This is a genomic window from Nocardia rhamnosiphila NBRC 108938 (assembly GCF_000720425.1).
Taxonomy (GTDB): Bacteria; Actinomycetota; Actinomycetes; order Mycobacteriales; family Mycobacteriaceae; genus Nocardia; species Nocardia rhamnosiphila.
In genome coordinates, this window is record NZ_JOAJ01000001.1 from 97,924 (window position 1) to 122,170 (window position 24,247).

Genomic DNA, 24,247 nt, shown 5'->3' on the forward strand with positions numbered 1-24,247 from the left:
GCCGCCACCACTGCCTGCGAGCACCGGCTACGGCCGCCGAATTCGCCGCTGCGCACCGAATGCCTGTGCTCGACCATGCCAGGCGGCGGCCCCACGGTCGAGGACTGGTACGAAACCCTCGACCTCGTCACCGCCGGAACCGTCGACCCCACCCCCCATCGGCGAAACCGTCGGCGTCCACGACCTCGCCGAGGCCTTCGAACGCGCCCGCTCGACCGACGCCCCAGTGCGCATCGTGTACACCACGGCCTGAACAAACCCGTACTCCCCTCCGCACGAGCGTGTTGTTCGTGTGCGTCCGCAACGCCGGACGCTCCCGGACGGCCGCCGCGTTCTCACCCACTGCGCCGGTGACCGGATCCGGGCCCGCTCCGCCGGCATCGCACCCGCCGATATGGTCGACCCGGTCGCTGTCGAGGTGCTGCTCGAGGTGCAACCCGAAAAGCGTGACGGTGAGGGTCCTTCCGGGGTGTGGTGGTTCAGTCGCAGCAGTCGCAGTCGTGCCCGGCCGCTGCGCCGCGGGGGAGGGCGGCGGGGTTCGGGCAGCAGGTCTCCCCGCGCCAGGCGTTGCGGCCTTCTTTCACCGCGATCGCGGCGATGACCAGGGCGGCGATCGGGTCGGCCCATGACCATCCGAACAGGCTGTTGAGCAGCAGCCCGGCCAGCAGCACCGCTGATAGGTAGGTGCACAGCAGCGTCTGCTTGGAATCGGCCACCGCCGAAGCGGATCCCAGCTCGCGCCCGGCCCGGCGTTGCGCGGCGGACAGGATCGGCATGATCGCCAGGCTCACCGCGGCCAGCCCGATCCCGATGGGTGAGTGCTGGGCTTCGCCGAGCCCGAACAGGGCCCGGATCGAGTCGACGGTGACGTAGAGGGCCAGGGCGAAAAAGGAGAAGGCGATGATCCGCAGTGCGACCTTTTCCCGGGCCTCGGGGTTGCGGCCGGCGAACTGCCAGGCGACCGCGGCCGCGGAAGACACCTCGATCACCGAGTCCAGGCCGAACCCGATCAGCGCGGTCGAGGAGACGCGGGCGCCTTCGGACAGGGCGATGATCGCTTCGATGACGTTGTAGGTGATGGTCGCGGCGACGAACCAGCGGATCCGCCGCGCCAGCAATGCTTTCCGATCCGGGTCGGGTCCGGAGACGGTCACCGCGGACGGAAGCGGGGGCATGCCGAGCGAGGCCATCAGCAGCAGCCCTCGCTCTCGGCGTCCGGGCAGCACGCCGGGTCCACCGCCGGCACCAGCCCGAGTAGATCCTGCAGTGCCGCGGCGATCCGGGGGTCGGCGAGTTCATAGCGGCTGCGCCGGCCTTCGGGCACGGCGACCACCAGCCCGCATCCGCGCAGGCAGGCCAAGTGGTTGGACAGGATCTGGCGGGTAACCCCGATCTGCTCGGCCAAATCCGACGGGTAGCCGGGCGCTTGGCGCAGGGACAGCAAAATCCGGGTCCGCGTCGGGTCGGACAGGGCGTGCCCGAACCGGGCCAGGGCGGCGGTGTGTACAGCGGTTTCCACACACAGGACAGTACATTGCAATCTGTATTCAGGAAAGAATGAACTTTCAACGCGGTTGGATCGGGCGACGAGATCGGGAGGCGAGTGCTGATGACGGAAGCGCGGCGGTGGTCGTGGCCGCAGATACTGGGCTCCGAGGGCCCGGCGGCGGTGATCTGCATCCGGGTGGCGGTGGGGTTGGTGTTTCTCAGCGAGGGGATACAGAAGTTCCTCTACCCCCACGCGCTGGGGCCGGGACGTTTCGAGAAGATCGGGATACCGGCGGCGACGTTTTTCGCCAACCTCGATGGGGTCGTCGAAATCGCCTGCGGCACATTGGTCATCATCGGTCTGCTCACCCGTCTGGCGGCGATCCCGCTGCTCATCGACATCAGCGGGGCGATCGTGCTCACCAAACTGCCGCAGCTGCGCCCCGGCGGGTTCGATGGGAAAGAGGGTTTCTGGGGCATGGCCCACGATGCCCGCACCGATTTCGCGATGTTGCTCGGGCTGATCTTCCTGCTGTGGGCCGGCCCCGGCCGCTGGTCGCTGGACGCGGTGCTCGCCCAGCGTGCTCGGCTCACCGGCGGCAGGGGACGGCAAGGGCAGGATGTGCGGTAACCGCGGGACGTGCATGGACGCGCGGGACCGGTTCGTCGATGGTGGAGCCGGTCGAATGCAGTGCCTGGGCCGACCAGGTCATCAATGTCCGACCCTGCTCGATCGGGAGAAACGAGGAGATCATGGGCAAGACCGTGGTGGTGCTCGGTGCCGGGGTGGGCGGGTTGACCGCTGCGGCCGAACTACGCACCGTGCTGGCGGGTGAGGACCGGGTGGTGCTGATCGACCGGGCGTTCACCGGCAGCCTCGGGTTGTCGTCGCTGTGGGTGCTGCGCGGCTGGCGCACCCCTGAACAGGTCAGGGTGGCTCCCGGCGCGGCGGCGCTGCCCGGGGTGCAGATGATGTCGGGTGATATCGCCCGTATCGATGTCGGGGCGCGGAGGGTGGACTGCGGTGCGGCCGGCCGGATCGGCTATGACGCCCTGGTGATCGCCCTGGGCGCCGGACTGAACCCCGCCGCGCTGCCGGGATTGCAGGCCGCACTCGATGCCGGGGTGGCCGGCCAGTTCTACACCCTCGACGGGGCCGCCGACCTGCACCGCCGGATCGGTGAGGTGGAGTCGGGTCGGGTGCTGGTGCTGGTGGCCTCGGCCCCGTTCGAATGCCCGGCCGCGCCGTTCGAGGCCGCCTTCCTCATCGCCGACCAGCTCGCCGGCAAGCACACCGGTGGCGCGGTGGCGGTGGAGGCGTTCACCCCGGACTCGCTGCCGATGCCGGTCGCCGGCCCTGAGGTCGGGAACGCCCTGGTGGAGTTGATGAGCGCCACAGGGATCGGGTTCCACGGCAACAAGTCCGCCATCGACATCGACCCCCACGCGCGGACGGTCTCGTTCGCTGACGGATCGACCGAAGTGTTCGATCTGCTCGCCGTGGTCCCCCCGCACGCACCCTCCGCCGCGGCCGCCTCGGCCGGGCTGGGGCCGGCGGGCTGGATCCCGGTGGACCCGGCCACCCTGGCCACCAGCGCCGACGGGGTGTTCGCGGTCGGGGACAGCACCGCGCTGCTGCTGCCCAACGGCAAACCGCTGCCGAAGGCGGCGGTCTTCGCCGAAGCCCAAGCGCAGGTGGCCGCGCACCAAGCCGCCCGCTACCTCGGCTACGACGCCCCGACACCCGCTTCACCGGCAAGGGCGCCTGCTACGTCGAACTCGGGGAGGGCCTGGCGGCCAAGGGTGAGGGGGATTTCCTGGCCGTCGGCGACGTCGGTGACCATAGGGGTGTGGGTGGCGTTGATGTCGGTGAGTACGTCGAGGGCTGCCAGTGCGGCGGCCGGCTGGCTACCGGGGCATCGCACGTCGGGCTCCAAGGCGTGACCGAATCCGCCGTCATCGTTCTGATAGGCCGCGAGCGCGGTCAGTACGGGCTCGGCAGGTCCGTTGTCGAGAAGAACCGCCAGTTGGTGGCGTTCCAGGACACGGGCACCGGATTCGAGGAACCGCCGCGCGGCTCCCAGGTCGATACTCATGCACCGGAGGCCAGGCAGCGGTGAGCGTGGCGTCTTTCAGGAAACGGACAGCCGTGAGGCCGGTGAGGCACCGCACTTCCGCCGCCATATGCGCCTGGCTGGCATAACCCACTACATGCGCGCGGTCGGCCAACGTCACCCTATCCAGGCGCGAACCGACGAGGATCCCGGGCAGAAGCAGCAACGGCGTTCATCGTCGGGCACCGATCACGGAGCCCGTTTCGGCCCAGATGTTCGATAATTGATGCATTCTTGAATGCTCGCGTGTTTCATCATCGCTGCTCAGCGATGCTTTACATGCGGCGCGGTATGAGAATCGGCCGGTTCTGGGGGCACGGATCGAGTCTCTGTGTTGTTAAAGAGTTGCGGGGTGACGGCTGCTCTGGGCACAGTGTCGGCTTGTGTTGGGTACCGAAGTCAGGGTGCGTGTGTCCGGTGGTGTGTTGTCGGGGGTGGACTTCGGAGGCGAAGGCACTGGCGTGCTGTTGGTGCACGGAAGCGGCCACAACTGTGTGGCGTGGTCGGAGGTGGCGTCGTATCTCGTGGCGCACTGCCGTGTGGTGGCGTTCGATCTTCGCGGCCACGGGCACACGGAGGCCGATTCTCGAACACCCGAGCAGTACTGGCGTGATCTCGGCGAGGTGGTAGTCGCGCTGGGATGGGATCGGCCGGTATTGGTGGGGCATTCCACCGGTGGGTACGCCGTAACGGCGGCGGCAGCTGCCGGAATTGTCGATTCGGGGGCTCTGTGTCTGGTCGACGGCCTCGTGCTCGATGATCGTGAGACAACGGTGCTCGGCAACGCGCAATGGCGAGAGCCCGAGGCGGCCCAGCGGTTGCGGGAGATGTTTCGTTACGGGTGGCGCGCCGACGAACGCCGGATGCTCGACTACATCGAGCAGTGCGCGCGGGAGACCGATACAGATTGGCTCAACGCCGGCGCCCGTCCGGAGTTGGTGCGAGAGGTCATGCGCCGCTGCTTCATTGCCCGCCCGGACGGTGGGTATGTGCGGCGCCCGACCGTGGAAGAGATCGCGCTGACCGCGGTACCGGACCCCGAAGCAGCTGTATATCCGAGTGTGGATGTGTACGGGCGGATCGAGTGCCCGATGACGATCGTGCTGCCCACGGACGGCTTCTACGCGCCGCGCTCCGCTGAGGTTCGCGCAGTTGTCCGGGCCGGGCACGATCGACGGTTGGTCGGCATCGACGCCGGACACAACGTGCCGATGACCCGGCCCGCCGAACTCGCCGCGATCATCGTCGACCTGGTACACCGGGTCGCCGCTGCTAGTGAATGACCGAGCCGAGAAAGGACCATCGATGACACAAAATGCCGACAGTCGACTCGTCCAGGAGTTTCCGGTGGCCGACGCCGCGGCGGGCCCATACGGCATCACCACGGGAGCCGACGGCGCGCTCTGGATCACGCTGGCGCAGAGCGGCGAAATCGCCCGCCTGACCGTCGACGGTGTGCTCGACCGGTATTCGGTCGGCGCCGCCGGATCCCGACCGACGGTCATCGCCGCCGGCGTGGACGACGCCTTGTGGTTCACCCGATCCGGTGACGACCACATCGGGCGTATCACCACCGATGGTGTCGTGACGGCGTTCGGCCTGCCGGCGGGCAGCAGCCCGTTCGGGATCTGCGCCGGTCCGGACGAGGCCATGTGGTTCACCGAGATGAACACCGACCGCATCGGCCGCATCACCCCCGACGGACAGATCGCCCACATCGACCTCCCTGTCCGGGGCGGGTTCCCGTCCATGATCACCCGCGGGCCCGACGGCGCACTGTGGTTCACCCTCAACCAAGCCGGCGCCATCGGACGTATCGACCTCGACGGCAACATCACCCAGTACCCACTGCCCGATCCAGGCGCACCGGTAGGGATTACGTGTGGTCCGGACGCCGTATGGTTCGTCGATATCGCCGCCGGCCGGATCGGCCGCCTCGAGCCCGATGGCACGATGAAACTGTTCCCGTTACCCGACCCCGCGGCGAAACCACACGCCATCACCGCGACAGCCGCTGGTGAGTGCTGGTTCACCGAATGGGGAGCCAACCGACTCGGACGGATCAGCTACGCGGGCGATATCACCGAATACAATCTGCCCACACCGGCATCCGAACCACATGGCATCACCATGGGCCCCGACGGCGCGGTGTGGACGGCACTGGAAATCGGAGCCGTCGCCCACGTCGCGCCGTGACCCAGGCGACTGCCGCAGGCGGCCGTGCTCGGCGGCTTCCGAAACCACGGTAGGCAGTACGCAGCCACGCGTGCGCCTACCGAACAGGCGCGACAGGACTCGCTCCCGGCGGGCTGCACTCACAGCGATTGTCCATCAATTGATCTTGGGCTCAATCGGTCACTGCATCACCGGCCGAGCTCCGGACAGCGGGAGGCTATCAGCGGACCGAGACAACCTGTTCAGGTAATTTACCGGCAAGGACGCCGAGCGCGAACAGCTGTCCGCGTGCCTGGACTACGTGCGTGCTGGCGACACCCTCGTGGTCGCCTCCCTGGATCGCCTCGGCCGGTCCCTGCAGGACCTGATTTCGATCGTGGCCGACCTGCGCCGTCGCGGATCCCGGGCCGATCCGCACCATGTCGGCGACCTGGGGTTCGCTTACCCCGGGACTCGCGCAAACCCCTCCGGTTTCACTTATAGGAATTGTGCATAACTGCTGTGTGGCGTGGTCTAGGCTGCTGTCGGCTCAACGAATCTGTTCCACCACCCGCCGACACCGAAAGGCACACATAGTGATTCGTGGGAGACTTTTCGCTTCGATACTCGCGTTGACCGCCGCTGTACTGGTCAATGTGGCCGGGCCGGCCAGCGCAACGACCAGCATATGGATCGGGAGAGCGTTCCCGGACGCGGAGGGCGACTACAGCTGGTGGGTCGTCGCCGAGATCACCTACGTCTGCGAACCCGGCCAGGCCAACGCCCTGTGGGTCGAGGTCGAGTCCGAGCGGTTCACAAGCCCAGAAGGCCAACCCGTCCGTATGAAAGACGAGGGTCTGGGTCAGGTGACCTGTGACAGCGAATCTCGGCAGACGAAGGTCAGGGTGCCATTGGGCTTCGACTACGGCGAGGGCCCGAATCTCGCAGATGCTCACGACGGCGACGGCAATGAACTCATGACGTATTACTACGATGACCGGGCGGTCGAGATCACCGCCGCGTTCGCCTACCTGCCGCCTGACGCCGAGGACATGAGCCAGGTCGAGATCCATAAGGACACCGCCGAGAACCGGACCGTGACTCTGACTGAGGAATAGTCCGCGGCCCGCCCTGGTCCGCACCGGACCGCTGCGCAGGGTGCGGGTCTGGAACGTGAGAACCGGCCAGATACTCTGGCTGGTTCGCGTTGTGTTCGGGAGCCTCAGGCGCTGAGCTCCCAGAACCAGGGTGCGTCTTCGTGCCGGAGTGCGTCGCGCGGTCGCCCGCTGCCCACCAGGATGTCGTCGCCCCGGCGGCTCACATCGAGGTCATCCGGTTCAGACCACATGGCGAGCGGTTCGACCATGAACCGGCATCCAGACGTCTCGATTCCCGGGGGTGTCCTATGAGCAGGTCGGCCGACAGTGGGCACGCAGGCGCCATGGTCCACTTCTTTGCCGACGACATGTCCGGGGAGCGCTGGGATGTGACCGGACCGCTGGCCTTCTCGGGCGTCGGGTGACGTTTCGGGTCGGTGAGCAGGCAATCAAGGATTTGAGACGATAATCGCGCCCTGACCTGGTGATCCGTTCGGAGCGCGCTGGGTCAGCGGCAGCAGTTGGGGTCGAGGACGGTGCAGAGTGCGGTGAGGGCGTCGCGGCGGGCCTGATGCAGCACGCTCATGCCGTGGCGTTCGGAGTCGATGAACCCGGCCTTGCGCAGCTGGGTGAGGTGATGGCTGACAGTCGATTCCGACAGTCCGACGGCCGCGGCGAGGTCCCCGCCGGTGCGGCCGGTATCGGGGTCGGCGAGCAGCAAGGAGATGAGTTTGACCCGGACCGGGTCGGCGAGCGCTTTGAGTCGCAGGGCGACGTGCAGGGCCGCCTCGTCGTCGACCGGGCCGGCGGCCACGGGGGCGCAGCAGACGGGGGCGGTGATATCGATGACGGGCAACGCTTTGGGCATATATCGCATCCTACCAGCAGATATTGACTTATGTCGAAAAGGTGGCAGACTGGCCGCCGTCAGTTATTCGATATATGTCACACAGGTGGTGGTCATGATGTCCCGGATACAGCTCGCCCTCAACGTCGACGATCTGGAAACCGCGGTCGGGTTCTACTCGACCCTGTTCGGCACCGAACCGGCCAAACGCAAGCCGGGATATGCGAACTTCGCCGTCGCCGAGCCGCCGTTGAAGCTGGTGCTCATCGAGAACCCCGGCCATGGGGGCAGCCTCAATCACCTCGGTGTCGAGGTCGAGTCCTCGGAGAAGGTCCATTCCGAGATCGCGCGCCTGTCGGAGGCCGGATTGTTCACCGAGGAGCAGATCGCGACGACCTGTTGTTTCGCCACGCAGGACAAGGTGTGGGTGACCGGGCCGGGCGAGGAGCGGTGGGAGGTCTACACCGTCCTCGCGGATTCGGAGTCGTTCGGCACCGCGCCGGAGTTCGTGGAGGTCTCCGACAAGGAAGCGGTGCAGGCATGCTGCGGTACCGACGGCCGCGGTGACGCCGAGACCGTCTGCTGCACTCCGGCGTGAGCGCGGCAGTAGAGGCGCCGGCACCGCGGTTGCCGATGCTGGACCGGCTGCTGCCGGTCTGGATCGGTGTCGCGATGGCCGCGGGGCTGGCGCTCGGCCGGCTCGTGCCCGGCCTGGGTGAGGGCCTGTCGGTGGTCGAGGTGGACGGGATATCGCTGCCGATCGCGGCGGGGCTGTTGATCATGATGTATCCGGTGCTGGCCAAGGTCCGCTACGACCGCCTGCACGCAGTCACCGGCGACCGGCGCCTGCTCGCGGGCTCGCTGGCGTTGAACTGGGTGATCGGGCCCGCGCTGATGTTCGCGCTGGCCTGGCTGTTGCTACCGGACCTGCCCGAGTATCGGACCGGGCTGATAATCGTCGGCCTCGCTCGCTGCATCGCGATGGTCATCATCTGGAACGACCTCGCCTGTGGGGACCGGGAAGCCGCCGCGGTTCTGGTCGCGATCAACTCGGTGTTCCAGGTGCTCATGTTCGCGGTCCTGGGCTGGTTCTACCTGTCCGTGCTGCCCGGATGGTTGGGGCTGGAGCAGACCACGATCGAGGCCTCACCGGTCGATATCGCGGTTTCGGTGCTGGTGTTCCTCGGGATCCCGCTGGCCGCCGGATATCTCACCCGCCGGATCGGAGAGAAAATCCGTGGCCGGGACTGGTACGAAACCCGGCTGCTCCCCAAGCTCGGGCCGTGGGCGCTCTACGGGCTGTTGTTCACCATCGTGATCCTGTTCGCCCTGCAAGGCGAGCAGATCACCGACCGGCCACTCGATGTCGTACGGATCGCGGTGCCGCTGCTGATCTACTTCGCACTCATGTGGGGCGGCGGTATCGCCCTCGGCGCGGTCCTGCGGCTGGGGTATGCGCGGACCACGACGATGGCGTTTACAGCGGCGGGCAACAATTTCGAGCTCGCTATCGCGGTCGCGATCGCCACCTACGGCGCCACTTCCGGTCAGGCTTTGGCCGGTGTGGTCGGCCCGCTGATCGAGGTCCCGGCCCTGCTCGCCTTGGTCTATCTGTCCCTCGCTCTGCGCCGGCGCCAGGCCTCGGCGCCGGTCGGCTGAAAGGTCTCCTGCTCTGATGTCCTCTACTCCGAGCGTGCTGTTCGTGTGTGTCCACAACGCCGGACGCTCCCAGATGGCCGCCGCGTTCCTCACCCATCTCGCCGGGAACCGGGTCCAAGTCCGCTCCGCCGGCACCGCCCCCGCCGACACGATCAACCCCGTCGCGATCGAGGCGATGGCCGAGACCGGGATCGATATCACCGGGGCAACCCCGACCGTCCTGGCCGCCGACACCGTCGAGGACTCCGACGTGGTGATCACCATGGGCTGCGGGGACACCTGCCCCTATTTCCCCGGGACCCGTTATGTGGACTGGCAACTCGACGACCCCGCCGGCGCCGACATCACGGCCGTACGCCGGATCCGCGATGACATCGAGCACCGAGTCCGCGGATTGCTCGCCGAACTGGGCATAGCGGGGACGTAGTCGTGCTGCGGCGGTCGCGCTCAGGCGGCCGGGGTCAGCAGGGGTGCCAGGTCCGGTGGGATCGGCATCGGCTGGAGCAGGCCGACACGGGCACGGCCGGTATTGCCTCGGGATAGCGGCCGGCCGGCGATCCGGGAGCGGCGACCACGGTCCGGACGACCTGCCCCAGCGCCTCGCGGCCGTCGCGCCGGCCGATGGCGAGCGCGCACATGGCGATGTGGTTGCCGGTGTGCAGCCACGGGTCCGGTTGGGACAGGATGTGCGCGCGTTCCAGGTGTGCCCACCGCTGGCCGATATCGGTTGCGGTCCGGGCGGCGCGCATTTCCTGGTGGTAGGCGCAGCGGGTGGCCGCCGAGATCCGAGGCGGAATCTCGGGCAGAGCGCTTGATCACGTTGGTTCTGTGACCACGCGGTGGTGTTCATACCAAATTCCGGGGACGGTCGATCCGTCCGGCAACGGCTGCGGTCGCCGGTCCTTTTCTGTTGCGCCGATCTTGTCGCAGATGCGCTGCACCGCGAGATTCGACTCGTTCGTGCCGATCTCTACGCTGGTGTATCCGGCATCGTGGATCGCGTCGACGAGGGCGGCCACCGCTTCGCTCGCATAGCCGGCTCGCCGGTGACCGGGGCCGATCCACCAACCGATGGACGCTGATGACGTCTGGTCGTCGCGGGGGTGCACGGTCGCGCCACCGATCACGGTTGTGTCTGCTCGCGACTCGATCATCAGAAGCCCGGGAGTCGGGTGGCCGCGCCCGACCGCCTTGATCAGTGCCCGGCCATTTCGTTCTGTCCAACCATTGCCGGCGAGCATCGCATCGTCGATCGTGGCCTCGAGCGGGACTGCGTCCTTCGGCGCCGGTCGGCGCAGGGTGAGCCGCGAGGTTTCGATGTCCCGCACCACGTCATAGCGTGCACTGGTCTCCTTGTCGGCGAGTTCGCTGACGCGCCACACCCAGAGCCACACCGCGACGAGTACGGTGACCACCACGAGCAGCAGCCAGATACCGAACCTGACTTCTGGTGCGGCAGAGATAAAGCCGACCGTTGCCGCGACGCCGATGACCGCTGCGGGAAACCCGAGGAGTGCGATCCATCCCACCAGCCCAAGAGCGGAACGCCCGGGCCAGTGCTGAAATGCCGCTTTGGCAGCAGCGATTCGCCAGGTGGGGAACATACGCGAACAGTATTCGATTTCGTCGTATTCGTCGCTGACCCAGGTCGATCAGCCGGCAGCCGCCACGAATTCTCGCACCCTGCGATACCGCCGCTGCGTCCGCTGCACGCCGGCCGCGATGCCGGTGGCCGCCGACGCGGCGTCCGGAATCCGCCAGCGCTGATGCGTCTGCGCACGGAAGGCTGTAGAGCATGGATCTCGGTTTACAGAACAAGGTCGCGGTGGTCACCGGAGCATCGAAGGGCATCGGGCTCGCCACGGCCCGGACATTGAAAGCAGAGGGTGCGTTGGTGGTCGCCGCGTCGCGTCGCCGCACCGCAGAGCTCGACGAACTGGTGGACGAGCGGCTGGTCCACGTCGCCGTCGATCTGGCGACACCGCAGGGGCCAGGGCAAGCGATCACGGAGGCGGAGCGGGTGTTCGGCGGGCTCGATGTAGTCGTCAACAATGTCGGCGGTCCGCCGCCCGGTGCGGTCCTGCCGCGCTTCTCGTTCACCGAGCTCACCGACACGGACTGGGCCGCGATGCTGGATTTCAACCTCATGTCCGCCGTGCGAGCGGTACGCGCCGCTATCCCATTGCTGCTCGAGCGTGGCGGCGGCGCCATCGTCAACGTCACCTCGACCCATGCCCTGGTTGCCAGCGGAGTCAACGTCGATTACGGGGCCGCGAAAGCGGCTGTAGGCAACCTCACCCAAGCGCTGTCGGAGGAGTTCGGGCCGCGCGGCATCCGAGTCAACACGGTGGTGCCGGGGCCGGTGCTCACTCCGTGGTGGACCGATGAGGGCGGGGCTGCCGATGTCTTTGCCGCCGCGATCGGCAGCGACCGCGAGACGGTGTTGAACCGGAAGGCGGCCGAGACAATGCATCTGACCACCGGCCGGCTCATCGATCCGCAGGAAGTCGCCGACGCCATCGTGCTGCTGTCCTCGCCACGCTCGGCGAGCACCACAGGGTCGGCGGTCCTCGTCGACGCGGGCCTCTGCAAGACCGTCTGAGACCGGGGGCGACACACCCAACTTCCGGAAAACGACCGGCGCACCCGCCACGTAGCGGTGGTGCCGGCGGAAATCCTTACCCTGTGGCGCCGAGTCGAACCAGGGCCAGATCCCACTGACCATGCTGGTCCGCCCAGGTGGTCACGACCACGCCGATGCCGACCGGGTTCTCCTCCGGCGCATCGTCGCTCGCGTAGTCACCGTCCTCCTCTACCACCGCCATGATCCGCAGCGCGTCCTCTCTGGTCCCGTCTGTCCGCACCAGGATCCGCTTCACCCGCCAGTCGGCGCTGCTCGGATCACGCCCCATCAGATCGCGCCCGTCGACCAGCTCCCCGTCGACCTCGAAGATCGTCCCCGGGCCGTTCACCCGCAACGTGTCGGTGTCCCCGATCATCAGAAAGTCGCTCACCACATCCCGCTCGCCGCGCAGCAGCGCCGGAGCGAGCCACCCCGGATCCCGGTCCAGGCCGACCTCGTCGATGAAGTTCCCCCAGGCATACAGCGCATACGACATGCCGAGATCCTAAGCAGCGACAGACCTGAAGCGTTTCGCCACGCCTGCGCCTGCACCCCGCGCCCCTGTTCGCGGCGACCGCCATTGCACTACCAGAGATCGCGAGTGCTGCCGGAGATGGCCCCATACGATCGGGGCGTGGAGGTCTACGAGGCGGTAACGAGCAGGCAATCCATTCGCGCATTCACCGATCGGCCGGTGGCGCGCGATGCGCTGGACAGGGTACTGACAGCGGCTGCTCGCGCTCCGTCGGCCGGCAATCTACAACCGTGGCATGTCCGTAGGCTTCGCCCACCCCGCCGTCATGCACCCCTACCTGCCCCGAGCCCCCCTCGCCGAGACTGTGACCTTCCTGGAGTGAATCGCCATTGCCGACTGTGGTCTTGCTGCTCGCTTCAGGAAGCAGTTCGGGCCCGGCCGTCGCGTCGGGTCGCCGGCGGCTATCGGTTGAGGGCCTCGATTGCGGTGGCGGTATCGAGGTCGGCGTAGGCCGCGGAATAGCGTTGAGCCAGCGCGATCGCGATGTCCGGGCGTTGCCAGAGGTCGCCGGAGCGGATCAGTTCCTTGTGCGCGGGGTCGGCGGCTTTGACGAACACCGTGGCCGGGACGCTGCCGGCGGCATAGGTCAGCGCCAGCCGCGCACGCCGGTTGGTGCCGTCGTCGCGGAGTTGTACCTGCACCGATTCGACCTGTGCGCCCGGATGGGACCGCGCGAGTGCGGCAGTCATCCATGCGGGGGTGATCTGGTCCCAGTCCTGGGGTATGGCAAGTACTTCTGCGTTCATCGAGCGTCCTCTACCGAAAACCTAAAATGACATTCTCGCATAAAGAAAATGGCGTTCTATACCGACCGGGGCGAGGATGGTCGCGGCGCTCAGGTGGGGGAGTCCGGTCAGGGCGGCGGTGATGCCGGTCAGCGCAGTGGAGAGGGCGTGGTTGTGGCGGAGGCCTTCGACGTAGGGGGCGATTCTCGGCCGCGAACCGGCCTGACCCCCTCATCACCGAATGCGGTCCACCGGAAACCGATAGCGGTATCCGGTGGTCACGATTTCGCCCGCCCGTTCAGCGCCGGTCTTCGGGAATCGCGAACGAATCCAGCCCGAACCCGCGCAGGGTATCCACGAGTTTCTCGTACTGGAAGCGGTTGTAGGCCAGCGGTTGCAGCAGCACCCGGTCGGGTAGGTGGTGCCATGCCCACCGCAGCAGCCGCACACAGATCGCGAATTCCCGATCGTGCCGCGGCTTCAGCTCGAAACCGGTCAGCTCCTGCACCGCCGGATGCATGGCCTTGGACGAACACACCTGGATCACATGCCCGACCACCGGCCGGATCACCAGCCACAGCGGGGTCAGCGCCCGCCGGGCCAACGGCGACAACCTCGAGGTCGGCAACGGCAACTTGGTCAGGGCCGCGAATTTCTCGACCAGAAATGGATTCTCGGCCAGTTCCCCGGTCGCCATGGTGTCGTAGTATTCCCGTGCCTCGGCCAGATCCGCGGGGAACTTGCCGGCCGCGCTGGGCAGCTCGAGATCCACGAAGGTCCCGCGCAGCAGCTGATAAGCGGCTTCCTCCTCCTCCGGCCGCAATTCCGTTCCGGTGCAATAGGTGAAGGTATTGAGGACCACGAAGATTCCGCTGACCGCGACCCATTTCCAGGTATGAGGAGTCAGCGCACTGTATTCCACCCCGCCGAATTCCGCCGAACCGGTACCACGCACATCACGATGCCGCAGTTTCAGCCATTCCGATTCGGCCCGGCGGTCGTCGGAATCACCCCACAGCGCGATCATCGCGGACGCACCACCGCGGACGGTGCGATCGGTGAAGTTCTCCTCGAATCGGCCGGTCCGGTCCACCGCGGCGGCGACCTGAGCCAGCGCCACCTCGTCGAAAGCGGCACCGGCGAAAGCACCGGCCAGCACACTGCCGGAATGTTTGCGGAACTCCCGTAGCACTTCGGGCCGGACCCGGGGGTCGGCGGCCTCGGTGGTGTGCGCAGTCGCGTGGGTCGTCATTTCGTCACCTCGTCACCTCGGACAGGAAGAAGAAATGATTTTCAGCTGAATTTTATCATCGCAGTTCCCGCAGTACTACGCCCGCGGCCGCCGAGCACGCTCGGATGCGGCGGCGAGCCGACGAGCCGGCCCGGGGACTGCCGCGACTCGGGCACCGGGGCCGCGGGGGTCGCCGGCGAACTCCCCGACCGATCATCGCCCCGAATTCCGGATCGGCGCCTCCCCGTCTCCTTCCAGACGACCGGACCCATGGCCGAGGTGTTCACCGGCCGACGCATTCGGGCCGGTCCGGGCGCTCGAACGGATAGCGCGCGCGGAATTCCGCCGCCGCCTCGGCCATCGTGACGAACTCGACGCCGTCGAAGCCCGCCCAGCGGTCCAGCAGGCGTTCCAGCACGAGCAGCACCTGTGGCCGCCCGGATACGTCGGGATGCAGAGTGACCGGGATGACGGCGTAGTCCAGTTCCCGGTACACCCAGTCGAACTGGTCGTTCCACATCTGCTCGATCGCGCGCGGCGCGACGAACCCGTGCGAGTTGGGATGTGCCTTGATGAACATCATCGGCGGCAGGTCGTCGACGTACCAGTTGCCGCAGAACTCGACCAGGTCGATCTCGTGTCCGTGCACGAGCGGTTTCATCCAGTGCGCGGCCGGACCGGAGGTGTCGATGGGCGTCCAGGTGTCACCGACGCGGGCGTAGAAGGGAACGAAATCGTTGTAGTTCTGCGAATGGTCGTAGGAGAACCCGTAATCGGCGAGGATGGACGCGGTGTGCTCGCTCATCTCCCACCACGGCGCGACATAGCCCAGCGGGCGGCGGCCACTGAGTTGTCCGATGAGCTCCACGCATCTGGACATGACATCGCGTTCCTGCCCGGGGGTGAGCGACCGCGGGTTTTCGTGGCTGTATCCGTGGGCGCCGATCTCGTGTCCCGCCTCGACACACCGGCGTGCCTGCACGGGAAAGGTCTCGATGGAATGCCCGGGCCAGAACCAGGTGGTCCGGATACCGCGGCGCTCGAACAGCCGCAGCAGGCGCGGTACACCGACCTCGCCGGCGAACACGCCCCGTTGCATATCGTTGGGCGAATCCTGGCCTCCGTAGGAACCGAGCCAGCCGGCGCAGGAATCGACGTCGATGCCGAGGGCCACCTGAATCTTTCTGTCCATCCGTTCAATTCCTTCCGGTGGTCGGTGCCACGCCGTCGTAGGGCTCCGGCCGGACCCGCAGGTTGCCTCCCGGGACGGGGTCGGCGGCGGCGCCGGGCCGTGGCGGGGCCGGCCTGCTCGCGGGGGAACCGATTCCGGCGCGATGGGCGGCGTAGATTTCGTCGATGAGTTCGTGCAGGTCCCGCGGTTCGAGGTCGAGCCGCGGGGCGCCCGACGAACTCTTCGATATCTCGCACAGATCGTCGACCATCCGGGACAGCCGCCGGGTCTCCCGGCCGATGCGCTCGGTGTACCGGGCGATATCGGCCGGGTCGGCCGGCGCCCCGTGGTCGAGGGCCTCGGTCACGGCCCGGATCCCGCCGAGCGGGGTCCGCAGATCGTGGCTCACCCAGGCCACCAGTGCGCGCCGCGACTGTTCGGCGGCATGTGCTTGTTCGCGAATCCGATCCTCCCGCGCCCTCTTCCGGGAACATTCCCGGCCGAGTAGTACCGCGGCCGGTACGGTGACCGCGCCGACCAGCATCACTACGATGAAGATGCGCCCGAACTCGGCGGTGCCCCTCGGCCCGCTCGCCCCGGTGATACCGGCCAGCGCGGCCAGGGTCGGGAGGAGCACCAGTACCACCGCACTCGCGGTGAGCGAACGATCGCGGAGCGCGCGCAGCACCAGGGCGCCCGCTGCCACCACCGGCAGTGCGCAGGCCAGTGTGTAGCCGATGAGCTCCGGCAGGTCATCGAGCACGAGTATGCACATGGATGCCTCACCAATTCGTCAGCAGCAGATGGACCAGCAGCAGGGCCCCGGTGGCCTGGACGGCGAGCCAGGGGCGAACGTGCCCACGCGGCAGGAACGCCGTCGCCGCGAGCAACCACATATCGAACGGCAGCCAGATCCGTTCGGTCTCCGCCTTGCTCAACCCGCTGAGGTCGGCGGCGGCGACAGCGCAGACGGCGGCGGCGACCAGCAGCGCGGCCGGATCGAGGGTCCGTAGCCGGGACGGCGCCAGTGCCCGGGTGAGCGCCGCCGCCGTCGCGAGCCCGACCGCGCAGACCGTGGCGGCGAGATTGCCCCACCACCAGTACCCGAACGGGCGAGTGGTGGCGATCCCCTGGTAGTAGCGTTCGACCACCAGGTGATAGCCGTCGAGCCACCAGAATCCGGCGGCCGTGAAACCGGCCACCACGACCAGCGCGCCCAGCACGGCGGGCAGCAGCGGCCGCACCGTGCGGGCGCCGAGCAGCACCGCGACGGCGAGCAGGCCCATCAGGATCAGGCCGTAGTTCAGGTAGATCCCGAAGCCGAACAGCACTCCGGCCGCCGAAGCGGCCGGTATCGCGGTCCGGCGGGCCATGGGGGAATCGGGTCCCGGAACGGGCGGCCGGTCGCTCCCGGCGAGGTGGGCGGATCGCGCGCCCGCGGCGACGGCCAGCAGCGCCACGGCCCACGCCGTGACCCCGGCGAAGAGAGCGTCGGCGGATACCGCGATCCAGATGGCCGCCGGCGCGAGCACCAGAAACGGCAATGCCCGGCGGGCCCGGTCCTCGGCGCCCAGAGCGCGCAACGCGACCGCCACCGCGATCGGCGCGCTGCAGCCCGCCAGGACGCAGATGATCCCCGCCCAGGTGGATCCACCCAGGCCTATCCGGTCTAGCACAACGAAGAACAGCAGCGCGCCGGGCGGATGGCCGGAAACGTGCGTGGTCCAGGAATCCGGTTGTCCGTCGACGATCCGGCCGGCGAACGAGTCCAGCATCGCCGGGATATCGGTGACTCCGGGCACCTCGGCCGGATATTCGTGGCCGTCGGCCAGCCGCGCGGTGAAACCCCGCCGCCACCCGTCCACCAGGGCGAGTGCGAACGCCCATACCACCGCGGTGAGATAACCGACGGTGAGCAGTCGTCGCCAGGGGAGCCGGTCGGTCAGTGCCGGGCCCCGGGCGACCACGGCCGCCGACAGCGCCAGTGCCGGGAGGGAGCCCCAGCCGATATGCGGCGACCAGTGGCCGAAAATGGGCGCGGCGGCGGCGAACAGACTGCGCCGCCACGATTCGCCGGCCAGTTGCGGAACGGTGAACGCGGCCGCCACCAACAGCGCCGCGCCCACCGCCCCGAGCAGCTCGCCCCGGAACCGGGTGCGGGGGTCGGCGATCTCGATCAGCTCCGGCACAGAGGCCACCCTAGGCCGGTCCGGCCCGGTGGCAGCGCATTCACCAGCAAATTCGGACACGACGTCATGGTTTTGTCACCGGATTTCCGCCGCTGTGGGCTTAGCGTGGCACCCATGCCGACAGAGCACCGCGAACCGGCAGGTGTCACCGTGGTGATCCCGTGCCGCAACGAAGCCGAGGCGTTGCCGGCGGTGCTGGCCGCGCTTCCCGCCGGATATCAGGCGATCGTCGTCGACAACGGGTCGACCGACGACACCGCCGCCGTCGCGATCGGATACGGCGCCCGGGTGATCACCGAACCGCGCCCCGGTTACGGGGCCGCGGTACAGGCCGGTATCGCCGCGGCCCGCACCGAACTGGTCGCCGTCCTCGACGGCGACGGATCGATGGACCCCGGGGAGCTACCCCGGCTGGTGGCCGAAATCCGCGCCGGCGCCGATCTCGCGGTGGGCCGCCGCCGGCCGGTGAGCGGCGGGGTCTGGCCGTGGCATACCCGGCTCGGCAACCGTGTCGTCGCCGGTCGGCTGCGCCGCCGCTACGGACTGCCGGTGCACGATATAGGCGCCATGCGGGTCGCGGGCCGGGAGCGGCTGGAATCGCTGGGCCGATTGCACGATCGCTTCGGGTATCCCCTGGAACTGCTCGTCCGCGCCGCCGCGGCGCAGTGGGATGTGCGCGAGGTCGATATCAGCTACCGGGCGCGCGCCGGTGGGCGGTCGAAGATATCGGGGACGGCACGGGGATCACTGCGGGCGACCCGTGATTTCCTGACGGTCCTGCGGTGAACCGGGTCGCCGGGTCGCCCGCTCCGGGACCGGACGGCGACGGCCGCCCCGGTGGCGCGCCGGTGCCGGTGGCAGTGCTGGTGGTGGCCAAGGCGCCGGTCGCCGGATACGCCAAGACCCGGCTGACCCCGCCACTGACGCCGGTGCAGGCCGCCCGGTTGGCGGCCGCCGCACTGCTGGACACCCTCGACGCGGTGCGCGCCTGCCCGGTCGCCCACCGGGTGGTCGCGTTCACCGGCGATCTGGACGCCGCGGAGTTCGGCGGCGAGATAGCGCGGAGCCTGGCCGATTTCGAGGTGGTTCCGCAGCGCGGCCCGGGTTTCGCGGTGCGGCTGGCCAACGCTCACGCCGATACCGCGCGGGCGGGGCTGCCGGTATTGCAGATCGGGATGGACACTCCCCAGCTCGGCCCGCGAGTGCTCACCCACGCGGCCCGCACCCTGGCCTCCGGGGCCGACGCGTTGCTGGGCCCCGCCACCGACGGCGGCTGGTGGGGGCTGGGGCTGTCCGATCCGCGGGCGGCCCGGCTGCTCGCGGAGGTGCCCATGTCCACGGCGGCCACCGGCGACCGCACTCGGGGCGTCCTGGGCGCCCACGGATATCGGGTCGGGTTGCTGCCCGCCCTCACCGATGTCGACCACTACGCCGACGCCCTGCGGGTCGCCGCCGGCTGTTCCGGGCGGTTCGCCGCGGAGGTGACGGCACTCGGCGCCACGCGGGCCGCCCGGTGATCGGCCGCTTCGATCCGGCCCTGACCGGCCACGACTGCTGGATCCGCTCCACCGACGGCGCGCGCACCCGGCTGCCGACCCGCCGCTGGCTCGGCGGTGCCCGGATCACCGCCGCCGACCGGCATGTGGACGCGGCCCTGGTCGGGTGTTGTGACGGACCGACGGTCGATCTGGGCTGCGGGCCGGGGCGGTTGGTGGAGGCCCTGTGCCGTCGCGGTGTGATCGCGCTCGGCGTCGATATCTCGCCCACCGCCGTCGCGGTCACCCGCCACCGGGGCGCCCCGGCCGTGGCCCGCGATATCTTCGGGCCGCTGCCCGGCGACGGCCGGTGGCACTACGCGCTACTGGCCGACGGGAACATCGGTATCGGCGGCGACCCGCATCGCGTCCTGCGTCGTGTCGACGGCCTACTCCGGCCGGGCGGCCTGGCCGTTGTCGAATTCTCCGGTCCCGGCACCGGTATCGGTGTCCGGCAGATCCGGCTGGAAACCCGCACCGAGGCCGGGGACTGGTTTCCCTGGGCCGAGGCGGGTATCGATCACGCCGCCGGGCTGGCGGGGGAGACCGGGTTCGATCTGCTCACCACGGCCGATATCGCGGGACGTCATATCGCCTGGCTGCGCAGCGGCACACGCCGCTGAGCCCGACGGCGGGTCACTGCGCGGCGGGCCCGTCCGGGGCGAAGCACCTCTGATAGAGAGCGCGCATCTCCGGCTCGAACTCGGGCGCCGGACCCTCGGCGACCACACCGGGCGCTACCTGCGTGATCGGCAGAGCGGCCACCGGTGCCACCGGAGCACCCCACTCGCGCAACCATTCGGCGAGCCGACCGCTCGAGGTGGCGAACACGATGCGGCCGAGCCCGACCCAGCCGTGGGCGGCCGAACACATCGGGCAGTGTTCTCCCGAGGTGTAGACCGTGGCCGCCGCGCGGTCGGCCGGGGTGAGGTGGGTGGCCGCCCAGCGGCAGATCTCGAATTCCGGATGCCGGGTGTTGTCACCGCCGGCCACGCGATTGCGGTCCTCGAACAGCACCTCGCCGGTGGCGGCGACCAGGAGCGATCCGAACGGCTCGTCCCCGGCGGCCAGCGCCTCACGGGCGAGTTCGACACAGCGGCGCAGGTGCTCCCGATCGTGCGCGGAAATCGTCATGGCCCCATCCTCGCCGATGACGGCAGGCCAGGGCCGGGGTGGTGGGCCGGATACCAGGATCCGGCCCACCACTATCCGTTCGGCCGCCTGGGCACTGTGCCCGATGACCGTGCGGCATATCTCGACCACCGAACGGCGACCTGCCCGGAGCGTGCCCGGCCGTGGGCCGTCGTCCGGAGCCGACGTCCCTGCCCGGTTCAGCGCATCGTGACGGCCGGCTGTCCGGTGCCGGACGGCATCCACCGTGGGCCCGGCCGGTGCGCCGACGAATCAGGGCGCTGGTACGGCCGCGGTGGTGGTCCCCTGCGGGGTCGTACTCGGGACGGGCGCTTCCGAGCTGCTGTTCACCGCGACCTGCGGGGGCGTGGGCCGGGTCGTCACCGGCGGAGTCGTCGCTTCGCGGGTGGCGACGACAGTGCCGGTCTCCGTCGCCTCCGGCGTGGTGGCCGGCGGCTCGGTGGTGGTTTCCGTGGTCGGCGGCGCCGTGGTCGTGGTCGTGGAACCGGTGGTGGCCGGGCCGGTGGTGGTCGGGGTACCGGTCGCCGGTCGCGTGGTCACCGGGGCGGTCCCGCTGGTCGTCGGCGCGGCCGTGGTGCTGGTCGCCGCCGCGCTGGTCGTGGGCTCGGTCGTGGTCTCCGCTGCCGCCCGGTAGGCGTCGTCGAGGTCCGCGGCTGTCGGGGCCGACTCGGTGTCCACCGGTTCGCCGGCCTGCGCCTGCTTCGCCAGATGGGTGAGCCAGGCCGCCGCGTATTCGGCGGAGGTCAGTGTTTTGCCGTTCCCCGGGTCGGCGTCGCGCCAGTAGTCGAAGTGGTGACCGGTGGCGTTGGGGCCGAGCGTGAGCTGGTAGGGGTCGGACAGGATCACCGGGATCGTGTTCTGGTTCGTGACGATCAGGCCCACGATCTCGTTGAGGACCTTCTGCGGCAGATAGGCCAGCGGGGACATCTGATCGGTCGAGATGGAATCGGCGGGGGTCCCGGGTGCGGCCGGCGCGCCGGGTTCGTAGGCCGGATCCGAGACCCGCAGCAGCACCTCGAGGAAGGTTTCGTCACTGGCCATCCAGTTGGGCTGCGACTGGATATCGGCCAGCGCCAGCAGCGCGACCCGGCTGAGGACCACCGCGACATCCTGGCCGGTGGCAGGGTTGAGGCCCTCGCGTTCGAGGGCGTCGACGTTCATCTGCCGCGCCACATTGACCACCAGTTGCAGCAGCGCGATATTGTCCGGCGCCGCGCAGGTGAGGTCGCCGTCGGAGCAGAAGGAGGCGATCTTGCCGTTCAGCGCGCCGAAATCGCCGCTGGTCCCGGCCACCGCGCCCTGCCCGGGGACGGGTTTGCCGCCGTTCTGGTAGAGCTGATCGAAATTGTCCGGGTTGCCGTTCGGGTTCTGGGCGCCGGGGAAGGGGCCGTCGCCCGCCGAGCGGCCGGAGTCGGCGAGAATGACCACACCGGTGACCTTGGCGGGATCGACGATGGCATAGCCGCCGTCCTGCTGCTCCTGGTGCCCGACCTCCATGGCCACCCGCCGGACCACATCGGCGCCTTCGCTGTACCCCACGATCGCGAACCGGGTGTCCGGGCAGGCCTGCGCGATCTCCCGCATCACCTGCTGGGTGTTGGCGACACCGGTGGTGACGGCGTCCTCGTAGGTGGCCATGTTCGCGGGGTAGGCGATGTAGACGGCGGCATACGAGCCGGGGTCCACATCATCGGCGGGCGCGTTGACCACCGGGTCGACCCATTCGCTGCTGTGATCGCCGGACAGCGCCGCGGGCAGCGGGTTGCCGTTGGCGTCCACCAGCAGTTTCGTGGTGCCCTGGGCCGGTGTGTCGCCGCGGCCGGCGACCGAGATGGTGACCATATCGTGGCATTCGGTGACCGACGCCTTGAGCTGCGTCTCGGCCTGCTGGGCCGGTGTGGTCACCGAGTAGGTCGCGGCCACCGCCGCCACCACGCCGAGCGTGGCGGGGGCCGCGATCGCCGCGGCGAGTCGGTGCTGCGTCAGGTAGGTGCGGGCGCGCACCAGGTGATCACTGCGGAAAGCCATGTCCCGAGCTCCATTCGACTACTGGTAAATGGACGGACAGGCCCCCCGACGGGCCATTGCGTCACCGGAGAAGTCGCGGCCCGGGTGCGCGGCGTTACGGGTTCACTTCGGGTCCAGTGCCCCCTGGTGATAGGACACCGACGGATTCCACAGGAAGAAACTGTCGATACCGGTCCGGTAGGTCGCGTCGATCTGAGCTCTGACCTGGGCATCTCCGTAGTCCGCCCCGAGGCTGAAATCCTGCAGCCACGGGATCACCTTCGCGTTCGTGCCCAAGGTCGCGGTCCGGAAGTCGCGGAGTGCGGCCGCCACGATGTCGTAGGGCTGGTTGTTCGGATCGGCGACTCCGTACTCCCCGGTGTTCCAGTGCGAGGGGTAGATCATCGGCGCCACGAAATCCACCTGTTCCGCGATGAGCGGGATGTCCTGGGCGATCTGGTCGGGCCGGGAGGCGGCGATACCGTAGACCGCCGCGCTGAGATGGGCGCCGGCGGTGTGTACCGGTTCCCGGGCCTGCCCCAGGAATCCGGCGACGGCGCGGGTCGCCGGTCCGGTGAGCCCGGGGAACTTCATACTCGAGAGGCTGCCGTCGGGCCGGCGGACGTAGTCGTACATGACTCCGTCGAAGCCCAGTTCGGCGGCCTCGACGGCGAGCGCGATGTTGTAGGCACGCACCTCGGGATGGGCGAAATTGGTGAACGCGATGGCGCCGTAGTGGCTGGAATAGGGTTGACCGGCCGGGTTCTGCACCACCCAGTCGGGCCGCTTGTTGTGCCAGGCCCAGCCGGCCAGGGTGGGGTCTCGGAAGGCCACGATCCGGCCGACCACCTGCACCCCCATGTCGTGCAGCTGCCGCAGCGCGTCGCGGGCCCGGTAGATCGGGGTGGCGGCGCCGGTGCTGCGGGCCAGCGGGACCTGCGAGTCGTAGCCGACGACGCCGTCCTCGTCCTTGATATCGAGCTGGACCGTATCGATCCGGCCCTGCCGGGCCATATCCAGCACCGATTCACGCATCCCGTCGTGCGACCAGGCATGGGCGGTGACGTGCACCGCGCGCATCCGCGGCAGCTCGATCCCCGCGGCCAGCGGCCGGCTCGTCTCATTACCCGCCGCGTCGACGGCGACCACCGCGGCACCGGAGGGATGACGCGGCAGCTCGGTCTCGAAGCTGCCGTCGGGTGCGGGAGTGACCTGCTGCGTGCCGATCGAGACGTGCACCGCGTCGGGCGCCCGCCCGCGCACCGTGACGGGGTCCCGGTAGGAGCCCACGGCCGGCGGTGGCGTCACGTCCAGCGCCGGGGCGGTGGTGTCGACGGTGAAGGTCGCCGACGCGGTGGGTTCGTCGCGTAACCACCCGAGCGCCCCACCGGCCGGGATCCGCGCGGTGACGGTGTGCTCGCCGTCGGTCAGACCCTCCGGGCGGTAGAGCACCGTCTCGCCCTCCACCCGGCCGGTGACCGCGCCGCCGTCCACAGCGAGTTCCACCGCCCGCGGGTCGTGTCCGGCAGCATCCACCCGCAGCACCAGATCTTTCAGGGCGGCGGCACCGACCGGCCCCGGCGGTAGGCCGCTCAGGGGTAGCGCGGGTGCCGGGGACCGGCCGGCTCCGACACCGACCGCGACCAGCACGACCGCCAGGACAACACCGAAGGCCGAGACCACCAACCGTTTACGATCGGCGCCCCGGAACCGCATGAGC

28 protein-coding genes and 3 pseudogenes are annotated in these 24,247 nt (G+C 68.9%); 16 read left to right on the plus strand and 15 right to left on the minus strand.

Annotated features, from left to right (window positions below):
- Positions 1 to 281: 281 nt before the first annotated feature.
- Positions 282 to 433: pseudogene (locus IG75_RS40015) on the plus strand (arsenate reductase/protein-tyrosine-phosphatase family protein); the annotation flags it as partial.
- Between the two features lie 46 nt (positions 434 to 479).
- Here IG75_RS40015 and IG75_RS0100460 read toward each other — a convergent pair.
- Positions 480 to 1,193, minus strand: a complete 714-nt coding sequence (locus IG75_RS0100460; RefSeq protein WP_373863733.1) for a cation efflux transmembrane domain-containing protein — start codon at positions 1,191 to 1,193, stop codon at positions 480 to 482.
- A complete protein-coding gene (locus IG75_RS0100465) occupies positions 1,190 to 1,519 on the minus strand; it encodes an ArsR/SmtB family transcription factor (RefSeq protein WP_030519116.1) in 330 nt (109 codons plus the stop codon). Before IG75_RS0100465 ends, IG75_RS0100460 begins: the two co-directional genes overlap by 4 nt.
- Positions 1,520 to 1,645: 126 nt before the next feature.
- On the opposite strand from IG75_RS0100465, the gene IG75_RS0100470 reads away from it, so the two are divergent.
- The 7 genes from IG75_RS0100470 (at position 1,646) to IG75_RS0100500 (ending at position 6,874) form a co-directional block, all read left to right on the plus strand.
- Positions 1,646 to 2,119 (plus strand): DoxX family protein, encoded by a 474-nt coding sequence (locus tag IG75_RS0100470; protein WP_051714350.1) that lies wholly within the window; start codon positions 1,646 to 1,648, stop codon positions 2,117 to 2,119.
- Positions 2,120 to 2,157: 38 nt separating this feature from the next.
- Positions 2,158 to 3,432, plus strand: coding sequence for an FAD-dependent oxidoreductase (locus IG75_RS35885; protein ID WP_051714043.1), 1,275 nt, complete (start codon positions 2,158 to 2,160; stop codon positions 3,430 to 3,432).
- Positions 3,429 to 3,608, plus strand: coding sequence for a hypothetical protein (locus IG75_RS38815; protein ID WP_030519118.1), 180 nt, complete (start codon positions 3,429 to 3,431; stop codon positions 3,606 to 3,608). Before IG75_RS35885 ends, IG75_RS38815 begins: the two co-directional genes overlap by 4 nt.
- A gap of 455 nt (positions 3,609 to 4,063) precedes the next feature.
- On the plus strand, positions 4,064 to 4,885 hold the full coding sequence (locus tag IG75_RS0100485) for an alpha/beta fold hydrolase (protein WP_210436747.1): 822 nt from the start codon (positions 4,064 to 4,066) through the stop codon (positions 4,883 to 4,885).
- 22 nt (positions 4,886 to 4,907) lie between these two features.
- The gene (locus IG75_RS0100490) at positions 4,908 to 5,798 is read left to right on the plus strand and encodes a Vgb family protein (protein ID WP_030519120.1); all 891 of its coding nucleotides are present in this window, start codon (positions 4,908 to 4,910) and stop codon (positions 5,796 to 5,798) included.
- A gap of 280 nt (positions 5,799 to 6,078) precedes the next feature.
- Positions 6,079 to 6,273: a recombinase family protein gene (locus IG75_RS40560; protein ID WP_281181593.1), complete on the plus strand. Its 195-nt coding sequence runs from the start codon at positions 6,079 to 6,081 to the stop codon at positions 6,271 to 6,273.
- Positions 6,274 to 6,388: 115 nt separating this feature from the next.
- Positions 6,389 to 6,874 (plus strand): hypothetical protein, encoded by a 486-nt coding sequence (locus IG75_RS0100500; protein ID WP_030519122.1) that lies wholly within the window; start codon positions 6,389 to 6,391, stop codon positions 6,872 to 6,874.
- A gap of 104 nt (positions 6,875 to 6,978) precedes the next feature.
- Here IG75_RS0100500 and IG75_RS38825 read toward each other — a convergent pair whose 3' ends face one another.
- Positions 6,979 to 7,122: a hypothetical protein gene (locus IG75_RS38825; RefSeq protein WP_156058537.1), complete on the minus strand. Its 144-nt coding sequence runs from the start codon at positions 7,120 to 7,122 to the stop codon at positions 6,979 to 6,981.
- A gap of 239 nt (positions 7,123 to 7,361) precedes the next feature.
- Positions 7,362 to 7,721 carry an Rv2640c family ArsR-like transcriptional regulator gene (locus tag IG75_RS0100515; RefSeq protein WP_030519123.1) on the minus strand — a complete coding sequence of 120 codons (360 nt, stop codon included), beginning with the start codon at positions 7,719 to 7,721 and terminating at the stop codon, positions 7,362 to 7,364.
- A gap of 97 nt (positions 7,722 to 7,818) precedes the next feature.
- Here IG75_RS0100515 and IG75_RS0100520 point away from each other — a divergent pair, with 97 nt between their 5' ends.
- Genes IG75_RS0100520 through IG75_RS0100530 form a run of 3 tightly spaced genes read left to right on the plus strand, consistent with a single transcriptional unit; the run spans position 7,819 to position 9,786 of the window.
- Positions 7,819 to 8,298: an ArsI/CadI family heavy metal resistance metalloenzyme gene (locus IG75_RS0100520; protein WP_030519124.1), complete on the plus strand. Its 480-nt coding sequence runs from the start codon at positions 7,819 to 7,821 to the stop codon at positions 8,296 to 8,298.
- 35 nt (positions 8,299 to 8,333) lie between these two features.
- Positions 8,334 to 9,359: an ACR3 family arsenite efflux transporter gene (gene arsB, locus IG75_RS0100525; RefSeq protein ID WP_174561165.1), complete on the plus strand. Its 1,026-nt coding sequence runs from the start codon at positions 8,334 to 8,336 to the stop codon at positions 9,357 to 9,359.
- Between the two features lie 16 nt (positions 9,360 to 9,375).
- Positions 9,376 to 9,786, plus strand: a complete 411-nt coding sequence (locus tag IG75_RS0100530) for an arsenate reductase ArsC (protein WP_030519126.1) — start codon at positions 9,376 to 9,378, stop codon at positions 9,784 to 9,786.
- 20 nt (positions 9,787 to 9,806) lie between these two features.
- On the opposite strand, the pseudogene IG75_RS35890 reads toward IG75_RS0100530, so the two are convergent.
- Together IG75_RS35890 and IG75_RS0100540 are read right to left on the minus strand one after the other, a co-directional pair.
- A pseudogene (locus IG75_RS35890) lies at positions 9,807 to 10,108 on the minus strand (DUF3703 domain-containing protein).
- A 66-nt stretch (positions 10,109 to 10,174) separates the two neighbouring features.
- Positions 10,175 to 10,963: a GNAT family N-acetyltransferase gene (locus IG75_RS0100540; RefSeq protein WP_081876553.1), complete on the minus strand. Its 789-nt coding sequence runs from the start codon at positions 10,961 to 10,963 to the stop codon at positions 10,175 to 10,177.
- A 191-nt stretch (positions 10,964 to 11,154) separates the two neighbouring features.
- On the opposite strand from IG75_RS0100540, the gene IG75_RS0100550 reads away from it, so the two are divergent.
- The gene (locus IG75_RS0100550) at positions 11,155 to 11,961 is read left to right on the plus strand and encodes an SDR family NAD(P)-dependent oxidoreductase (protein ID WP_030519128.1); all 807 of its coding nucleotides are present in this window, start codon (positions 11,155 to 11,157) and stop codon (positions 11,959 to 11,961) included.
- A 76-nt stretch (positions 11,962 to 12,037) separates the two neighbouring features.
- Here the strand turns inward: IG75_RS0100550 and IG75_RS0100555 are convergent, their stop codons facing one another.
- Positions 12,038 to 12,478, minus strand: a complete 441-nt coding sequence (locus tag IG75_RS0100555) for a hypothetical protein (protein ID WP_030519129.1) — start codon at positions 12,476 to 12,478, stop codon at positions 12,038 to 12,040.
- A 117-nt stretch (positions 12,479 to 12,595) separates the two neighbouring features.
- On the opposite strand from IG75_RS0100555, the gene IG75_RS40825 reads away from it, so the two are divergent.
- Positions 12,596 to 12,967: a nitroreductase family protein gene (locus IG75_RS40825; protein WP_245713143.1), complete on the plus strand. Its 372-nt coding sequence runs from the start codon at positions 12,596 to 12,598 to the stop codon at positions 12,965 to 12,967.
- A gap of 62 nt (positions 12,968 to 13,029) precedes the next feature.
- On the opposite strand, the pseudogene IG75_RS0100565 reads toward IG75_RS40825, so the two are convergent.
- The 5 genes and pseudogenes from IG75_RS0100565 to IG75_RS0100585 form a co-directional block, all read right to left on the minus strand.
- Positions 13,030 to 13,263: pseudogene (locus IG75_RS0100565) on the minus strand (aminoglycoside phosphotransferase); the annotation flags it as partial.
- Between the two features lie 277 nt (positions 13,264 to 13,540).
- Complete coding sequence (locus IG75_RS0100570; protein ID WP_030519131.1) at positions 13,541 to 14,494, minus strand: oxygenase MpaB family protein; 954 nt, start codon at positions 14,492 to 14,494, stop codon at positions 13,541 to 13,543.
- A gap of 262 nt (positions 14,495 to 14,756) precedes the next feature.
- Positions 14,757 to 15,665 carry a polysaccharide deacetylase family protein gene (locus tag IG75_RS0100575; protein WP_030519132.1) on the minus strand — a complete coding sequence of 303 codons (909 nt, stop codon included), beginning with the start codon at positions 15,663 to 15,665 and terminating at the stop codon, positions 14,757 to 14,759.
- Between the two features lie 4 nt (positions 15,666 to 15,669).
- Positions 15,670 to 16,419 (minus strand): histidine kinase dimerization/phospho-acceptor domain-containing protein, encoded by a 750-nt coding sequence (locus tag IG75_RS0100580; RefSeq protein WP_051714046.1) that lies wholly within the window; start codon positions 16,417 to 16,419, stop codon positions 15,670 to 15,672.
- 7 nt (positions 16,420 to 16,426) lie between these two features.
- Positions 16,427 to 17,833 (minus strand): hypothetical protein, encoded by a 1,407-nt coding sequence (locus IG75_RS0100585; protein WP_030519134.1) that lies wholly within the window; start codon positions 17,831 to 17,833, stop codon positions 16,427 to 16,429.
- 114 nt (positions 17,834 to 17,947) lie between these two features.
- Between IG75_RS0100585 and IG75_RS0100590 the strand changes: the two genes are divergently transcribed.
- From IG75_RS0100590 to IG75_RS0100600, 3 genes are all read left to right on the plus strand, one after another.
- Positions 17,948 to 18,619: a glycosyltransferase family 2 protein gene (locus IG75_RS0100590; protein ID WP_030519135.1), complete on the plus strand. Its 672-nt coding sequence runs from the start codon at positions 17,948 to 17,950 to the stop codon at positions 18,617 to 18,619.
- Positions 18,620 to 18,681: 62 nt separating this feature from the next.
- Positions 18,682 to 19,350, plus strand: coding sequence for a TIGR04282 family arsenosugar biosynthesis glycosyltransferase (locus IG75_RS0100595; RefSeq protein WP_030519136.1), 669 nt, complete (start codon positions 18,682 to 18,684; stop codon positions 19,348 to 19,350).
- A complete protein-coding gene (locus tag IG75_RS0100600; protein ID WP_030519137.1) occupies positions 19,347 to 19,991 on the plus strand; it encodes a methyltransferase domain-containing protein in 645 nt (214 codons plus the stop codon). The genes IG75_RS0100595 and IG75_RS0100600 overlap by 4 nt, the downstream gene beginning before the upstream one ends.
- Positions 19,992 to 20,004: 13 nt before the next feature.
- Here the strand turns inward: IG75_RS0100600 and IG75_RS0100605 are convergent, their stop codons facing one another.
- From IG75_RS0100605 to IG75_RS0100615, 3 genes are all read right to left on the minus strand, one after another.
- Positions 20,005 to 20,502: a nucleoside deaminase gene (locus tag IG75_RS0100605; RefSeq protein ID WP_030519138.1), complete on the minus strand. Its 498-nt coding sequence runs from the start codon at positions 20,500 to 20,502 to the stop codon at positions 20,005 to 20,007.
- 270 nt (positions 20,503 to 20,772) lie between these two features.
- Positions 20,773 to 22,548 carry a cutinase family protein gene (locus tag IG75_RS0100610; RefSeq protein ID WP_051714049.1) on the minus strand — a complete coding sequence of 592 codons (1,776 nt, stop codon included), beginning with the start codon at positions 22,546 to 22,548 and terminating at the stop codon, positions 20,773 to 20,775.
- 102 nt (positions 22,549 to 22,650) lie between these two features.
- A complete protein-coding gene (locus IG75_RS0100615; RefSeq protein WP_030519140.1) occupies positions 22,651 to 24,243 on the minus strand; it encodes a putative glycoside hydrolase in 1,593 nt (530 codons plus the stop codon).
- Positions 24,244 to 24,247 lie beyond the last annotated feature (4 nt).

Bases quoted from the DNA above. Each gene is read 5' to 3' on its own strand.
- IG75_RS35885 (WP_051714043.1), top strand. From the start codon at position 2,158: ATGGTGGAGCCGGTCGAATGCAGTGCCTGGGCCGACCAGGTCATCAAT.
- IG75_RS0100490 (WP_030519120.1), top strand. From the start codon at position 4,908: ATGACACAAAATGCCGACAGTCGACTCGTCCAGGAGTTTCCGGTGGCC.
- IG75_RS38825 (WP_156058537.1), bottom strand. From the start codon at position 7,122: ATGGTCGAACCGCTCGCCATGTGGTCTGAACCGGATGACCTCGATGTG.
- IG75_RS0100515 (WP_030519123.1), bottom strand. From the start codon at position 7,721: ATGCCCAAAGCGTTGCCCGTCATCGATATCACCGCCCCCGTCTGCTGC.
- IG75_RS0100520 (WP_030519124.1), top strand. From the start codon at position 7,819: ATGTCCCGGATACAGCTCGCCCTCAACGTCGACGATCTGGAAACCGCG.
- arsB (WP_174561165.1), top strand. From the start codon at position 8,334: ATGCTGGACCGGCTGCTGCCGGTCTGGATCGGTGTCGCGATGGCCGCG.
- IG75_RS0100530 (WP_030519126.1), top strand. From the start codon at position 9,376: ATGTCCTCTACTCCGAGCGTGCTGTTCGTGTGTGTCCACAACGCCGGA.
- IG75_RS0100540 (WP_081876553.1), bottom strand. From the start codon at position 10,963: ATGTTCCCCACCTGGCGAATCGCTGCTGCCAAAGCGGCATTTCAGCAC.
- IG75_RS0100550 (WP_030519128.1), top strand. From the start codon at position 11,155: ATGGATCTCGGTTTACAGAACAAGGTCGCGGTGGTCACCGGAGCATCG.
- IG75_RS0100555 (WP_030519129.1), bottom strand. From the start codon at position 12,478: ATGTCGTATGCGCTGTATGCCTGGGGGAACTTCATCGACGAGGTCGGC.
- IG75_RS40825 (WP_245713143.1), top strand. From the start codon at position 12,596: ATGGCCCCATACGATCGGGGCGTGGAGGTCTACGAGGCGGTAACGAGC.
- IG75_RS0100570 (WP_030519131.1), bottom strand. From the start codon at position 14,494: ATGACGACCCACGCGACTGCGCACACCACCGAGGCCGCCGACCCCCGG.
- IG75_RS0100575 (WP_030519132.1), bottom strand. From the start codon at position 15,665: ATGGACAGAAAGATTCAGGTGGCCCTCGGCATCGACGTCGATTCCTGC.
- IG75_RS0100580 (WP_051714046.1), bottom strand. From the start codon at position 16,419: ATGTGCATACTCGTGCTCGATGACCTGCCGGAGCTCATCGGCTACACA.
- IG75_RS0100590 (WP_030519135.1), top strand. From the start codon at position 17,948: ATGCCGACAGAGCACCGCGAACCGGCAGGTGTCACCGTGGTGATCCCG.
- IG75_RS0100605 (WP_030519138.1), bottom strand. From the start codon at position 20,502: ATGACGATTTCCGCGCACGATCGGGAGCACCTGCGCCGCTGTGTCGAA.
- IG75_RS0100610 (WP_051714049.1), bottom strand. From the start codon at position 22,548: ATGGCTTTCCGCAGTGATCACCTGGTGCGCGCCCGCACCTACCTGACG.
- IG75_RS0100615 (WP_030519140.1), bottom strand. From the start codon at position 24,243: ATGCGGTTCCGGGGCGCCGATCGTAAACGGTTGGTGGTCTCGGCCTTC.